Raw genomic sequence first — 14,556 nt, 5'->3', positions numbered from 1 at the left:
ACCTATTTAAATGAAGGAGAAACCGCTTTATAGTGATCAAGGAGTGCGGCAACAATATCTGATGAAAAAAGACTGTGGGATGATTTAATCATAAGCAGATCCCCATTGGAAATTTCTGCAAAAATAAGCGGTAAAATTTTTTCAATATTTTCAGCATAGTGAACCTTAACATATGCGGACAAATCAGTAGCTAAAGACTTCATTGCTTTACCAAATAAAAAAACTGGATGAGCGCCAGAAAGACAGATTGGCTTTACTAAAGCACGATGGAGTTTTTCACTATAAGCTCCTAATTCAAGCATATCACCCAAAATAGCAATTCTCCTACCACCTGTCCCAACATGCCCTGTAGCAAGCAGATCAAGAGCAGCACTCATAGACGCAGGATTAGCATTATAGCTTTCATCAATTAAATGAAATTCTCCCCCCTTTGGTAAAGATAGACGATAACAAACACCACGCCCCTCTTGAAGAGGAAAATGGTTCAAAGATAGAAAAACAGGTTCCAAATCCACATCAATAGCATCACAAACAGCAATAACACCTAAACTATTTTGTACAATATGTCGTCCAGGAGCACCAATTTTAACCCCCTTATCTTGCCCCCAAATACGCACGATCATAGAGGAATAATCCGTTAGAAGACGTATATCTCTAGCCTGATAATCAGAATTTTCAGCTTCACCAAAGCTTAAGATTTTCTTCACACCACATTGCTTTGCCTTCTGGACTAAATAAGAAAAAAAATCATTATCGGCATTTAAAATGGCTACACCTTCATCGTCTAATCCTTCAAAAATTTCAGCTTTTGTATCTGCTATTTCTTCAAGATTTTTGAAAAAACCCATATGACCCGCAGCAATATGCGTAAGCAAAGCAATATGTGGACGCACCAATTTCACCAGAGGGCGAATTTCGCCTTTATGATTCATCCCAATTTCAAAGATGCCATAATCACACTCCACAGGCATCCGCGCCAAAGTAAGCGGTACCCCCCAGCAATTATTAAAAGAAGCAAGATTCGCATGAACTTTTCCAAAAGTTGCAAGCACTTGTTTTAGGGCTTCTTTTGTCGTTGTTTTTCCCACGGAACCTGTTATTGCGATAATCTTAGCTTTTGAACGCTTACGCGCAGCTTTCGCAAGTTTTTCTAAAGCTTGTAAAACATCAGGAACAACAATCAATGGAGCGGATATTTTTCCCATTTCAGCCAAACGATTTTCTGAAACGACGAGAGCACTTGCTCCTCGCGCATAAGCTTGTTCAGCAAAATCATGGCCATCAAGATGATGCCCTTTAATACAGAAAAAAATATCACCTTCTACAAGAGTACGACTATCAATGGAAATCCCAGAAAAGTTTTCTGGCATGCACCCAACGACAAAGCCATCAGTTGCGGTAATAAGTGCTTGTTTATCCCATAAAGCTGTCATCTACGTTCCTGCAAAGCATCAATCACTTTCAAGCGATCTGAGAAAGGATATGTTTTTTCCCCTATAATTTGACCATCCTCATGACCTTTTCCAGCAATAATTAACGTATCCCCTGCTTTTAAAAGCCCCACCGCATAAGAAATAGCTTCACCACGATCTGCTATTTCTATTGCTCTTGGTGCTGCTTGTAAAATATCCCTGCGGATTTTTTCTGGCATTTCAGTGCGAGGATTATCATCCGTTACAATAACAATATCAGCCTTATTTTCTGCAATTTTTCCCATCAAAGGCCTTTTTCCTTGATCACGATCACCTCCGCAACCAAAAACAAGGATTAAACGTCCTTGCGTAAAGGGACGAACAGAAAGTAAAACCTGCTCTAAAGCTTCTGGTTTATGCGCATAATCTATATAAACAGGAGCATTATTTTCTGTCTTGCCAACCAATTCCAACCGCCCAGGTGCTCCCTGCAAAGTTTCAAGCGAATGAAAAACCCTATCAGGAGCAACACCTGTTGCAATTGCTAATCCCGCTGCCATAAGCGCATTGATCACCTGAAAATCTCCAGCGAGAGGCAAATCAAATGTATAAATATTGTTCTCAAGACGACATTCAACACACTGTCTTGAACGTTGGTGTTCAATACGATTAATGGTGATAAATTGCCCTTTACGCCCAATTGTAAAAACACGACGGCGCGCTTTCGTGACAGTATCAATAACCTTTTGCGAATAAACATCATCCGCAAAAATAAGAGCAGGAGCATCTTGAGGCAAAAGCGTATCAAACAACCTCATTTTAGCACGCAAATAATCCTCTACGCACCTGTGATAATCCATATGATCACGTCCTAAATTGGTAAAAGCGCCAGCAGTTAAATGTACCCCGTCAAGTCGCCTTTGATCAAGTCCATGCGAAGATGCTTCAAGGGCTGCATGTGTAACCCCTTCATGAGCAATTTCAGAAAGTAAACGCTGCAAGACTACTGGATCAGGTGTTGTAAGAGAACCATAATCATTCCGGTTAGGAGAAACAACACCTACCGTCCCTATACTAGCAGCACATAAACCGACATGTGTCCAAATTTGCCGAATAAAAGAGACAACTGATGTTTTACCACTTGTCCCTGTCACAGCCACAATCGTTTCAGGTTGAGAACCGTAAAAACGTGCAGCTGCTTTCGCTAAACTATGACGGACATCATAAACACGTAAAACGGGAACAGATAAATCCTCAAAAACAACATTATGATCTGTAACAATTGCTCGTGCACCACGCTTGATAGCATCATTTATATAATTTTTGCCATCACCTTGATTTCCTTGAACAGCGACAAAAACATAGCCTGGAAAAATTTGCCGAGAATCTGCACTTATGCCTGTTATTTCCATTAAAGAAAGGTTCTCATATTCAAGACATTCTGTAAAAATTTTTCCAAACAACATAATAGCGCACCTTTATATTAATTTTACTGTTGTTTAACAAATCTCGAACTGTTCTTTGTACTCAAAATAGGCTCATACTCTTTTTCAAAATCTGGTTTTATTCCCAAAAAACTAGCTGAACGACGAATAATATTAGCAAGCACCGGACCAGCATTCATTGCTGCTGTTGCTGAACGCTGTCCATCTTCAGGCTGAGGTTCATCAATAATTGTTAAAACAACATAGGTAGGATTCTCAATAGGAAAAGCAGCAAGAAAACTATTGAAATTTTTTGTTTTAGAATATTTTCCATTTTCAACTTTTTCGGACGTTCCTGTCTTACCACCAACGCGATAACCTTCTACTTTTGCATTACGTCCCGAACCAATATCACTGTTTAACTTATAAAGATAACGCATATTTTGACTCGTTTTGGCCTGCAAGACTTGTTTTGCATGTTGCAAAGCTTGTTCTTTTGCACGTTTTAAAAACGTAGGTTCAATCAACCAACCACCATTTACTAAAGCAGCAGCACCTACTGCTGTTTGCAAAGGCGTTGTTGCCATACCATGTCCAAAAGCGATCGTCATAGAATGGATATCTTTCCAATGAGGTGGCACAATAGGGTGTGCAACTTCAGGTAATTCCGTTGCCATTCGATCAAGTAAACCAAGTCGTTTCAAAAAATCACGATGTCCGTCAATGCCTATTGCCAATGCTTCTTTAGCAGAACCAATGTTAGAGGAATAAATGAAAACCTCCCATAACGTTAAGGGACGATTTTTTCCATGAAAATCACGAATAAAATAATTTTGACTTGCTTTAATAGGCTGTGAAGCATCAATAACACTATTTAAATGAAAAAGACCTGAATCAAGCGCCATTGCGGTCGTAAAACTTTTAATGATAGATCCCATTTCAAAAGTTCCAGCGGTCATCCGATTTAAGCGATCACTTTTCAAAGCTTCAACAGGATTTCCAGGGTCAAAATCTGGTAGTGATGCCATAGCAAGAACTTCACTCGTGTGGATATTTAAAATAACAGCTCCTGCCGCAATTGCTTTATAACGCTTCATTGCCTTCTTAAGTTCATCATGCACAATTGTCTGAACACGCACATCAATCGAAAGCTGAACTGGCTTTAATGATTCTTCAGTTGCAAGACCAGCTGCACGTAGAGCACTCAAGCCAGCATCATCAATATATTTTTCCATACCCGCTATGCCCTGATTATCAACATTCACCATACCGAGAATATGCGAAACCACAGGTCCACTCGGATAAAAACGACGAATTTCAGTACGAAACCCAATTCCAGGAATACCAAGAGCCATAATTTGCGTCTTCTGCATTGGCGTTAACCCACGCTGAATCCAAGAAAAACTAGACTTTCTTTTTAGGCGTTTATAAGTTTCCTGCCAATTGAGATCGGGCAAAACTGTTGAGAGCAATTCAATGGTTTCATCCACATCGATAATACGTCGTGGTTCAACAAAAAGAGAATAAGTTTTAATATCCGTTGCCAACAAACGACCATTACGATCAATAATATCAGGCCGCGCAGTCAATTGAAGAACACTAGGTCCTTTTGCTTCTTCAATCTGCCCACCTTGAAGCCCATAAGAAATAAGACAAGCCCCCATAACTCCATATAAAATAAGAAAACAAAACAAAGAAAAAAGCAAGCGCGGACGACTAGAATAGGAACGACGAGCGGGAAAGTTTTGAACATCTAGTGGGTTCTTTAAGCGCTTTTCTTTCTGCGAAAATAAAAAGTATGATTTCATCACCGCACGCCTTTTCGAACAACGCTGTTCCCCTGAGACGCACGATTATTTGCCAAAATATCCTTACCATCCTCCAAGATATTTTGTTTAATCACTTCTTCAATTGGATCATGTACACGTACCGGAATATCCCCAAGCTCTACTACCTGTCGAGGCTGCATGATCTCTAAACCAAGCTCTTTTTGATAACGCTTCGCAAGTTTTTGCATTCGTGAAGGCTCAATCATCATAGCCCATTCAGCATGAAGCAAACTCACCGTATTTTTTGCTGCAGCAATTTCATGTTCAAGACGACGAACTTCGCTCATCCGTTTTTGAACATCATATTTTACCTTATAAGTAAGACCTGCCATACAAATCATAATCATCACTAAAATCATATCAAATGTACGAAAAACTGTCATTTTTTGCTGCCTTCAAAATTGGCAATCTCTGCTAAACCAAATAATTTCATGTCAGAAGCAAGACTCTCGGCTTTAGTACGTATCCCAATACGCAACCTCGCAGAACGTGAACGAGGATTTTGCTGGAGCTCTTCTTTAGTCGCAGTGATCCCGCCTTTAAACAAAGGAAAAAATGTTGCTGGAGCTGTCTCTATTTCAGGAAGATAGCGCGATCTCATACGCTCTCCTGAACGAGCAGAAAAAAATCTTTTGACCATACGATCTTCAAGAGAATGAAAACTCACGACACCCAGACGGCCTCCTGCTTTTAAAACGCGTTCAGCAGCAAATAAGCCACGCGCAAGTTCACCAATTTCATCATTAACATAAATGCGCAGAGCTTGGAATACGCGCGTTGCAGGATGAATGCGATCTCTGCTTTTACATCCCACCAATGCCTCGATGGCATGAGCAAGATCACCTGTACGCAAAAAAGGCTGAACGCAGCGGCGCTTTTCAATCATCCGTGCAATTCGGCTCGCATAGCGTTCTTCTCCTAATATTTTAAAGATTCGCGCTAACACATCACCTTTTAAACGATTTACAACATCTGCAGCAGTGAAACCAGTCTGAGCCATTCTCATATCTAATGGACCATCTTTTTGAAAAGAAAACCCCCTCTCAGCTTCATCAAGCTGCATTGAAGAGACACCAATATCCAAAATAACTGCATCCACCTTCTCTTCAACGACACGATCTAACTGTGAAAACTCCATATGCACTAAACGAAGTCGTGGAAAAAATTCATCAACAAGCACTTGTCCCTTATCAATAGCATGAGGATCACGATCAAGAGCAATAACCTGTGCACCTGCATTTAATAAAGCACGCGTATAACCACCAGCACCAAAGGTACCATCAATTACTCTTGCCCCAACCAATGGCATAAGCCCAGCTAAAACTGGTTGTAATAACACTGGAATATGGCGTTCAGCTCTGTGACCCTGCTCTGTCAAAATAATCCATCTTGATTTATGCTTTTTCAAATCAACAGCCATCAGTGACAACTGATATCAGAATAACCAAAGCCTCAATTCCCCTGTCTATCACAATGAAAGAACATAAAGCTAAAGTTACCCCTATTACACATCCTAACGCATTATATTTAAAAAAATGTTATAATTAAAAAAAACACACTTCGTTTGAATATAAACTTCAAACACACAACCTCATGAGAGAAAATTTCATGCGCAATGCCGGTTACGTATGATATCAACTATAAAACATCAGTCGGCCTGTAAGCCGGGTTCTGTATGGTAAAGCTTACACTCTACATGGCAACCATTCATCTGGGACGGATGTTGCCATCCGCCTCATGCAACCTACCCAAATGACTCGCCCGGAAACCGGCTGCAAGCTAAGCCTTGCACGTCATTTCTATTCGGTCTTGCTCCCGGTGGGGTTTACCTTGCCACATTCATTACTGAATGCGCGGTGGGCTCTTACCCCACCCTTTCACCCTTACCTATAAAAATAGGCGGTTTGCTTTCTGTGGCACTTTCCCTAGGGTCGCCCCCGCCGGGTGTTACCCGGCACCGTTTTTCCATGGAGCCCGGACTTTCCTCACCTGCCGCCTTTAGGCATTGGACAAGCGCGGCTGCCCAGCCGACTGACACATCATTTATAAAACATTTTTCGTCAAGTGAAAAGTGCACTCTCAAGATATTTCATAGCAAATATATCACCTTCAAGGTCATTTTTATTTTAATGAAGCTAGATAAGTTTTCACTTTTAAGCAATATTTAGCTGAAATAGTATTCATTTTTTTTGCAGCATGACCTGCATTATATTTAAGGATCGTTCCACACGTATTCCCACCACTTAGTTTATATGCCCGCGCCAAATAACGCATACCATATTCGAGATTTGTCGCAGGATCGTAAAGATCTTGCACAGAACCATTAAAACCCAACCCTCGCGCTGTAGAGAGTTTAATTTGCATCAAACCTATTTCGCCAACTGCCCCCTTTGTACGCGCCTTATAATTACTTTCAACTCGTACAACAGCATGCGCCAAATTAACAGGAACATTATGCTTATTTGCAAATTTCTGAATAAGGGTTTCATAAGGACGAGTAGAAATCCTAGAAGCAATAATAACTGAGCTTTTATTTGAATCTCCAACATTTAAAACGGTACGAGCCAAACTTATATTAAACACAAAAAATACAGCAAACGCTGCACCGGAAAGGATCTTCACAAATTGCATTTTCTTTCTCTTCATTAAAACATTCTCAAAATCCTAGCCGCAATGGCTTTGCGGGTACATTTTACAGAAAAAAACAGCTAAAGAACGGCTTGAAAATGAAAATATTAAGACAGTTTCAAAATAATTTTTTAAAAAAAAGAAAAACACTCAGCTTATTTATTATATATTTCTATATCTCGTGTAATATCGAAACTATAATGAAAATATAAATGTGCAGAAAAGATCATATACCCTATCAATTACTGATAGATCTACAGCACAGCAAAATTTTAGCTTTTAGCAAACAGAAATAATATTAAAAAGCCTTTGCCATTTTTTACATAGGATTACTCAAATCTTTATTGAGATCAATTCTATAATCACAAAAAGCAATATAAACTAAAACATCCTCACCCAATGCCCTCGATAGCGCAAAGATTCTACTAATAATACAAACCGTTATCGACTCACCCCTTGACGATAAACACCCACTACGAAAAAATTTATGCTATAAAAAACATCTACTAAAGCTGACCAAAAAACCAATCTTAAAGGCAAATCATTGTGTACAAAAAGTCCACAAATATGCACAAATATATCAGCTCCTGACCGTATAGAAAAATTTAACAATTACTTCTATCCACTTTTTGCAAAATTCTACAAAGGTAACAGTACAAACAGTCTTAAGATCATTTGAATAAAAATTTATATTGCCTATCCCCATTCAAATATTTTGCCCGCACACTATGATCTCACCAACTTCGCAAAATCCTGTTCTCATTTTTAGGAAACATATGACAAAAAAACATCCTAAAGACCGCAAAAAAGAGCTTTAAGTGTTTTACCATTTTCTATCCTTAATAATATCAAATAAAAAATGGGTAGTATAACTTCCCTGCACGCTTTCAAAACTTCCCGAAAAGCATCAAAAAACATCCTTAAAATAAACTGTAAATATACATTTTTCAAAGAAATGACTAAAAATAAGCATCCGTAATAGAAGGACGAGCAATCGCTTTTGACAAAATCACAGCAACAGTCCTACCTAATTTTTTAGACTGTTCATCACTCTGACCATTTGCAGAAGCAGTAGCAACCACACCTTGATACACCTGCTCAATCAATTTCTCTTGTTGCTCAGAACTTAGCTTAGAAAGCTGCATTATAATATCTGGAAAAGACACCGCCAATCTCTCTATAAGCATCTCCTCCGTCACATCAACCTGTTGAGAAGAAAAAGAACGATCAAATAAAAATTGATAAACTGCAGCATTTCGAGAAACAAAAAGGCTGGCAAAAAAAACACAAAACACAAATAAAATCAAAATAACACGGCGCCCGCAAGACCTCATTATCTCTTACCTAAATATTACAACATAAAAGCAGATTCCATCACACAACACTCATCGAATTTTCAATAAAAAAATTTCAATTATCAAAAACACCGCACCTGCACTAACTGGAAAAAAAATCATATTTCCCCTCTTGCACCACATACCCCAAAATACTAAGTACCTCAACTTCCTCCCTTTGTAATACTTTATCGAACTTGACATCAAACCCTAAAAAGCCTGACTGAGGAAATCCTCAGCCAGGCCAGACAATCTAAGGGATCCACGCGGGGGGGGGGGGAGGAGGTTCCCTGATCGTCTTCTCGCACCAACCACTAAAATAGCCGATGCAATATTCCTGCTATGGAACAAAATGTTTTAAACAACAAGAAATTCTTATCATCTTCCATGAAAAAAATGTATAAAAAATCATAAATCGCTAAAAAGTGGAAAAATTGAGGCAAAAAATACTCAAAATGATCCAGTTTGGAGCAATTTTATCTCGGAAAGAATCAAGAATCTATGATCATCGTGATTTTTATAATAATTCTTCCAGAAACTTCAGTACCATAAAAATTTTACAAGCGCTTCATATGAACTTCCCCTATAAAAAACAAAGCGCATAAAAGCAGCAAGCACTTGTTCAAAAGTTTTCACTGCAATAAGCAAAATATAAACTTTTAGCTCTTTAAGATGATAGAAAATTAAAATTCTAAGCGCAATTTATTACGAATCATTCACTACCGAAATTTAAGGTTTCTACGGATTATTTTATAACCAGCAATAGACTCCAACCACTATCATAAGTGATAAAGATTAGTGGAGATATTTTTTTCCATCTCTTAAACTTTCTCACAAAATGATAAAAAGGCAATTTCTATATCCAAAAATTGCTCTATTTCTCTCTTCTTTAAAGAGATAATATCTTCGTTTTGCTACTCGCATTTCTTTCTGGGATGATATTCCTCGCAAAAACTGTACATCATTGTACTAATAATTCACGGCATTTGCTTTAAAGAGCCCCCCTACCTTGCATCTAATCCATCTCCCAGCACCATATTATATTTACCTGCTCCCAATGTTTCCGACATGCTCTTGCCTGTAGATAACTCATGAGAAGCATATTTATTCCTTTCTCAAACGCTTTTTATCCATATTTTATCCCTCTTGTGACACGTAAACAAACAATTCTTTCGATTCTGGATAAGAGGTTTGAAATGAGAAAATATTTCTCTATTCAGAATTCTCATTTAAGTTGTAAAGAATAAATTGCCATTATAAATTAATATATTGATCAATTAACAGATACTGTCCCAACATGCGTTAAATAACTACCATTATAGCCTCATCTCTATAAAAATGCCGTTAGCTGATACATCTGCTCATCCATAATTAAAACATCAATAATCTCATGCAAAAAACACAATGCACGCACCAAAAGCAATAACTCTTCGAAGGCTTACTAAAATTCCATTTTTGCGCTTCTAATTGAGAAAAACCAAAGAATGAAACATATTAACAAATATAATTATGCAAAATCTACTTTTTTGTCTTTGATATCATCAACCAGTAAACGTGGATCACGTGCAAGCCAAAATGTAACTATTAGCCTCTCATTATTTTCATTTTTTACAGGAGCAAGACAAACCGTTTGTTCTAAAATGAGTCCTGCATCTTTAAGCCATTGTTCTATTTGTGAATCTGAAAACCCAAGATGCATATGTGCATGGTAAGAATATGAAGGCTCCGTCGTATAGCGAACAAAGTCCACAATCAGCAAACGTCCATGAGGGCGCAAAACACGTGCCGCCTCGTTAAGAGCCATTTCAGGATTTTCAAGAAAATGTAAAGCCCAGTAAAGAATGACCAAATCAAAAGTTGTATCTCGAATAGAGAGATGCAAAACATCACTATCAAGTACAACTTCAACTGCACGTGTATAAAGACCTGAAAAGAATTTTAAGATAGGGGCTGTATCTACACCAATCCCCAACATTGTATCAAATTGTTTATCGCCAACGATTTCAAGTAAGGCACTTTCCACTACATAATCCGCAATATGGGAAAATCGAAATGTATTCCATTGTGCTTTGTTTTGTGAAAAATATTTCTTCCCCCTTTTTCGACGCTGCTTTTTAATATCTACCAAATGCACTAAATCGTGTGCCAGTTTCACATCATGCTTTGGCAAAGATGAAAAAGCAGTCATCACAATATCTTTACCCAAACAACCATGACAAAGCTTAAAATAAATCCTATTTCCCTTTTGATAACACTCTATCAACTGTGCCTCGTACAATAAATGCAAATGCCACAAAACACGAGATTGCGACTGACCAAGGATAAAAGTAAAATCAGAAATCGTTAAATCTTCGTGGCACAAGAGCACAAGAACACGCAAACGAGTTATCTCTGCCATCGTTTTCAGGGACATAATCGCTGCATCCAAACTTACTACTTTTTTCATCAATATTCCTCTCTGCTCAGATAAGCATTTATTCCTATTAATAGAAAATCAAGTAGAAGGCATAGAGTTGCATTACTTCTGTTTATTACATTGTTTTCCAACAAATTGAACAACAAGCAACCCCTAAACTAACGGTCCCTTATTCTCGTGATGATAGCGAAAATATTGAGGCTATAACCACAAAACTGCATACAAAAACTTACAACTTTCTTTTATAATTTGATAAGTAACGGGTATTTGTACATGTCCTAGCATATCAAGTATGATACATATTCCACGAAGGATATAATCAGGATTTTATGCTCTCATTTCTATCTTATGAGATGCGAAAATCAAAGCTTTTCAACATGATGCACGCACTGTCTTTTGAAAAATAAAAGCAATATCAAACACCATCCTCATTCTTTCAATCAAGTTTACACAAGATACAAAATCCTAGCGTGTAAGCGGCTTATAATTTACACGCCTAAGATTAAGAGATTCTGCACCGAGACGGCGAACCTTATCAGCCTCATATTCAGCAAAATTACCTTCAAACCATTCCACATGACCATCACCTTCAAAAGCCAAAATATGTGTTGCCAGTCGATCAAGAAACATACGATCGTGTGATATGATCATCGCACAACCAGCAAAATTTTCCAACGCATCTTCCAATGCACCTAAAGTTTCCGTATCAAGATCATTTGTAGGCTCGTCAAGAAGAAGAACATTGCCTCCCTCCTTTAAAAGTTTAGCCAAATGTACGCGATTGCGTTGTCCGCCTGATAAATTTGCCACCTTCTGCTGTTGATCTGCACCCTTGAAATTAAACGCACCACAATAAGCACGACTATTCACCTCATATTTCCCCAACTTAATAATGTCATTTCCGCCAGAAATTTGCTCCCAAACGGTTTTATCACCGACCAACGAATCACGATTCTGATCAACGTAACTCATGTGAACTGTTTCACCGATGCGTATTTGACCTGAATCTGGCTGTTCCTGTCCCGTCAACATTTTAAACAAGGTAGATTTTCCCATACCATTGGCACCAATGACACCAACAATACCACCAGCAGGAAGTTTAAAAGAGAGATCATCAATTAATACACGTTCGCCATACGCCTTAGAGAGATTATCAACTTCAATGACAACCTGCCCTAACCTTTCCCCAATAGGAATAATAATTTGCGCCTCTCCAGGACGACGCTCCCGTGCAGCCTGAACTAACTCATCATAGGCCCTAATTCGAGCCTTTGATTTTGATTGCCGCCCCTTTGGACTAGAAGCTATCCATTCTTGCTCACGTGACAATGCACGCTGACGAGCAGCTTCCTCACGACCTTCCTGAACCAAACGCTTAGCTTTCGCTCCCAAATAAGCGGAATAATTTCCCTCATAAGGAATACCTTTACCGCGATCTAATTCTAAAATCCAACCCGTTACATTATCGAGAAAATAACGATCATGCGTAATCAAAAGCACCGCACCGGAATATTCACATAGATGCCTTTCAAGCCAAGCTGTAGTTTCAGCATCCAAATGGTTTGTAGGTTCATCCAAAAGCAATAAATCGGGTTTTGACAAAAGTAATTTACAAAGAGCAACACGCCGCTTCTCACCTCCTGAAAGTTTTGCCACATCCTCATTTGCTGGTGGACAACCAAGAGCAGCCATAGCCATTTCCACTTGACTTTCTAAATCCCAAAGATTCTGGCTATCGATAATATCCTGAAGTCGTGCACTTTCATCAGCCGTCTCCTCACTATAATTCATCATTAACGCGTTATAACGCTCAACAATTGCCTGCTTATCCGCAACACCTTCCATCACATTACCGCGCACATCTTTGCTTGTATCAAGAAGAGGTTCTTGCGGTAGATAGCCACAACGTGCCCCTTCAGAAAGCCATGCCTCTCCCGTATATTCCTTATCTAGCCCAGCCATAATACGTAAAATAGTCGATTTACCTGCACCATTCGGTCCTAAAATACCGATCTTTGCATCTGGATAAAAAGACAAATGAATATTTTCTAAAATTTTTTTATTGCCGTAAGCCTTGTTAAGCCCAGCCATATGATAGATAAATTGACGTGCCATAAATTTCTCTTTATACTACACGGTATTAAGGGTTAAGACTTTTAAAGGATTGCTTTTGCTTTCTTCAAACTGCGCGGTAAGCAGTGCGTTCGTTGTATTAAAAGTTTTTCTTTTATATTGATATATTTTTTCTAATTTCACAAGCTCTATTACGGTTCTGAATGCAAAAAAACGTCCCTTTAAAGAGCAAAAAGAAAATTTTTTTAGCTGTACCTGAAACGTGTTATCAAACACCGTCTTTCTTTTCTCTCCAAGATATAACAGTGTTTTTTTATCGTATTAAACCAACTTACCAATGCAATAATGTATCTGTACCACCCCAAAAAACGATTCTCTATGCCCCCTCTTTTTTTGCTTTGTGGGCTTTACACTATGCAGCAAGAAACCCTTCTTTTTTTTCATCAATTTTGTGTTATGGAAAACAATGGACTTCCCCCCTTGCATTGATGTGGCTTAAGTTGCGCTTACAAAACGAACGCCGTCTTATGGGATCTGACGTCCCAAGCTTGAAGATCATGAGGGCTTTGCGCCGTCACATAGCAATTAGTGACTACAGTGCGCTTTCCATTGGTGCATGGTTGCAATTCGTAGAAAATTATAAAATAAATTCTAAAAACTTATCCATTCCCCTTTTTTGGCTTGATAGTTATAAAAATAATACCAACATCCACGAAATCATTTCAAAACTTCAAGATAAAATATAACCCTTTAAAGGTATCACAAAAGAAAGTTTCTTAACAGGAATATATTCATGGAAAAAAAAGCCTTAATCGTCATCGATATGCAAAACGACTTCTTGCCAGGTGGAGCACTTGCAGTACCACAAGGTGATACCATTTTACCTGCTGTCAATAATCTCATAGACCATTTTAATCATGTCATTTTAACCCAAGATTGGCATCCTAAAAACCATTGTAGCTTCGCTTCCTCCTATCCTGAAAAAATACCCTATGATACCGTAAATCTTGACTACGGCCCCCAAATCCTTTGGCCAGATCATTGCATACAAGGAACACAAGGAGCAGAATTTCATACATCTCTCAGAGCTGAGAAAGCGCAGCTTATCCTTAGAAAAGGCTATAATCAAAAATTTGATAGCTATTCGGCTTTTTTTGAAAATGATCAAAAAACACCAACAGGCTTACAAGTTTATCTCAAAGAACACGGTTTCACAAAGCTTGCTATGTGCGGCTTAGCAACCGATTTTTGTGTAGGATTTTCTGCACTGCACGCTATACAATGCGGCTTTAAAGTGAGCGTTTCATTAAACGCCTGTGCTGGTATTGATCTAAATGGATCACTTAACACAATGCTTAAAACCATGAACGAATCCGGTATAGAGCTCTTAATGTCCTCATAAAATACTTTCTTTTTATTGCAATGCATAAAAATTTTAAT

11 protein-coding genes and 1 other RNA gene are annotated in these 14,556 nt (G+C 38.4%); 2 read left to right on the top strand and 10 right to left on the bottom strand.

Annotated features, from left to right (window positions below):
- Positions 1 to 2: 2 nt before the first annotated feature.
- From GQO39_RS02145 to ettA, 10 genes are all read right to left on the bottom strand, one after another.
- Positions 3 to 1,433 (bottom strand): UDP-N-acetylmuramoyl-tripeptide--D-alanyl-D-alanine ligase, encoded by a 1,431-nt coding sequence (locus GQO39_RS02145; RefSeq protein ID WP_156850749.1) that lies wholly within the window; start codon positions 1,431 to 1,433, stop codon positions 3 to 5.
- The gene (locus GQO39_RS02140) at positions 1,430 to 2,878 is read right to left on the bottom strand and encodes a UDP-N-acetylmuramoyl-L-alanyl-D-glutamate--2,6-diaminopimelate ligase (RefSeq protein ID WP_156850748.1); all 1,449 of its coding nucleotides are present in this window, start codon (positions 2,876 to 2,878) and stop codon (positions 1,430 to 1,432) included. Before GQO39_RS02140 ends, GQO39_RS02145 begins: the two co-directional genes overlap by 4 nt.
- Before the next feature lie 23 nt (positions 2,879 to 2,901).
- The gene (locus GQO39_RS02135) at positions 2,902 to 4,644 is read right to left on the bottom strand and encodes a peptidoglycan D,D-transpeptidase FtsI family protein (protein ID WP_156850747.1); all 1,743 of its coding nucleotides are present in this window, start codon (positions 4,642 to 4,644) and stop codon (positions 2,902 to 2,904) included.
- Positions 4,644 to 5,048, bottom strand: a complete 405-nt coding sequence (ftsL, locus tag GQO39_RS02130) for a cell division protein FtsL (RefSeq protein ID WP_156850746.1) — start codon at positions 5,046 to 5,048, stop codon at positions 4,644 to 4,646. The genes GQO39_RS02135 and ftsL overlap by 1 nt, the downstream gene beginning before the upstream one ends.
- Positions 5,045 to 6,043, bottom strand: coding sequence for a 16S rRNA (cytosine(1402)-N(4))-methyltransferase RsmH (gene rsmH / locus GQO39_RS02125; RefSeq protein WP_198039400.1), 999 nt, complete (start codon positions 6,041 to 6,043; stop codon positions 5,045 to 5,047). Before rsmH ends, ftsL begins: the two co-directional genes overlap by 4 nt.
- 266 nt (positions 6,044 to 6,309) lie before the next feature.
- Positions 6,310 to 6,700, bottom strand: an RNA gene (gene rnpB / locus GQO39_RS02120) — RNase P RNA component class A.
- Positions 6,701 to 6,786: 86 nt separating this feature from the next.
- Complete coding sequence (locus GQO39_RS02115; protein ID WP_156850744.1) at positions 6,787 to 7,296, bottom strand: lytic transglycosylase domain-containing protein; 510 nt, start codon at positions 7,294 to 7,296, stop codon at positions 6,787 to 6,789.
- A 956-nt stretch (positions 7,297 to 8,252) separates the two neighbouring features.
- Entirely contained in the window at positions 8,253 to 8,627 is a 375-nt protein-coding gene (locus GQO39_RS02110) for a hypothetical protein (RefSeq protein ID WP_156850743.1), read from the bottom strand.
- Between the two features lie 1,507 nt (positions 8,628 to 10,134).
- A complete protein-coding gene (locus tag GQO39_RS02105; RefSeq protein ID WP_156850742.1) occupies positions 10,135 to 11,073 on the bottom strand; it encodes an ArsR/SmtB family transcription factor in 939 nt (312 codons plus the stop codon).
- A gap of 435 nt (positions 11,074 to 11,508) precedes the next feature.
- Complete coding sequence (ettA, locus tag GQO39_RS02100) at positions 11,509 to 13,158, bottom strand: energy-dependent translational throttle protein EttA (protein WP_156850741.1); 1,650 nt, start codon at positions 13,156 to 13,158, stop codon at positions 11,509 to 11,511.
- A gap of 161 nt (positions 13,159 to 13,319) precedes the next feature.
- Here ettA and GQO39_RS02095 point away from each other — a divergent pair, with 161 nt between their 5' ends.
- Together GQO39_RS02095 and pncA are read left to right on the top strand one after the other, a co-directional pair.
- On the top strand, positions 13,320 to 13,862 hold the full coding sequence (locus tag GQO39_RS02095) for a hypothetical protein (protein WP_156850740.1): 543 nt from the start codon (positions 13,320 to 13,322) through the stop codon (positions 13,860 to 13,862).
- A gap of 47 nt (positions 13,863 to 13,909) precedes the next feature.
- Entirely contained in the window at positions 13,910 to 14,518 is a 609-nt protein-coding gene (gene pncA / locus GQO39_RS02090) for a bifunctional nicotinamidase/pyrazinamidase (protein ID WP_156850739.1), read from the top strand.
- The last annotated feature ends 38 nt before the right edge of the window (positions 14,519 to 14,556 follow it).

The organism is Bartonella refiksaydamii (genome assembly GCF_902652675.1).
GTDB classification, from domain to species: domain Bacteria; phylum Pseudomonadota; class Alphaproteobacteria; order Rhizobiales; family Rhizobiaceae; genus Bartonella; species Bartonella refiksaydamii.
This window is presented reverse-complemented; position numbering and strand designations above follow the sequence as displayed.